Annotated in this window: 1 protein-coding gene; it reads right to left on the minus strand. The window is 31.6% G+C overall.

Annotated features, from left to right (window positions below):
- The coding region (locus tag B6D18_RS12375; RefSeq protein ID WP_144064010.1) for a hypothetical protein at nucleotides 1-946 on the minus strand (946 nt) is incomplete at its 3' end.
- Between the last annotated feature and the right edge of the window lie 80 nt (nucleotides 947-1,026).

A 1,026-nucleotide genomic window follows, 5' to 3' on the forward strand; every position in this document is an offset into this window, starting at 1 on the left:
TCTCAATGATTGTTTGTTTTGCATAATCACTTAATAGTGTCCATGCATAGGCTTTTACGAGATCTTGCTCACGCCCTAAACCATATAAATAGGCTTCAGTGACCCTTAATATACCAATAATTGAGCTGTGCTCAGCCATTATTTCGGTATAATCAATTGCCAGTTTTAAATCTTCTAGCGTTAATGATTTACGATATTCGGTTAATTTATTAATTTTTTTAAAATCGTTATTTTTATAATGATCGCCCTGTTGAAACAGCATTCGTGCAGTCAAATCCTCATAACAGTGATAACCACCTTCTAAAGCATAAGTGAAATATTTAATACTCTCTTTTAATTGTTCATCAGTGCATGGAAGATATTCCCCATTTTTATTGCCTTTACATGGACTAAATTTCCACCCCTTTCGGTAAGCAAATTTTGGGTATTTTAAATCAGCGAATTTATTCCATAAATAAATATCCATATCCGGATTTTTAAATACCACCGGTTCAACTAATGGTTTGCCAGTGTTATCAACTAACTGATCGCGATATTTTTTCATAAATTCAGTAAATGATATATAACCGTCTTCTCTAACATTTTCATCATATAAGTCATGCCAATGAAGAAGATCATAATAATAGGGCATTGCATTTTTATCCCACTGCCAAGCATGTTTGATAAATTTTACTAACTCATCAGGGGATTGGACAGTATAAAATACTTGATCGTCGAATGCTCGACTATATAGTTCTTTAGCTTCTTTTATACGTAATAATTGGTTTTCAGGAATGGTTGACGGGTAAATAGTGTAGTCCATGGTTATATTTTCTGTATCAACAAAACCAAAGTCTCTGTCTTGCTTAAATAAATGATGAAAATATAAAAAATAACTACCAATAGCCATAATAATGCTGATTGCCAATAATATTTTGAACTTTGATTGTTTCACTTTATTATTCATTCTCAATTCCATTCACTTAAATATGCGATAGCCTAATTGGCCATAATTTGCTAGCTTTAAGTTTATTTACTAGCATAATT

Source organism: Gilliamella sp. A7, assembly GCF_002142015.1.
GTDB lineage: Bacteria > Pseudomonadota > Gammaproteobacteria > Enterobacterales > Orbaceae > Gilliamella > Gilliamella apis_A.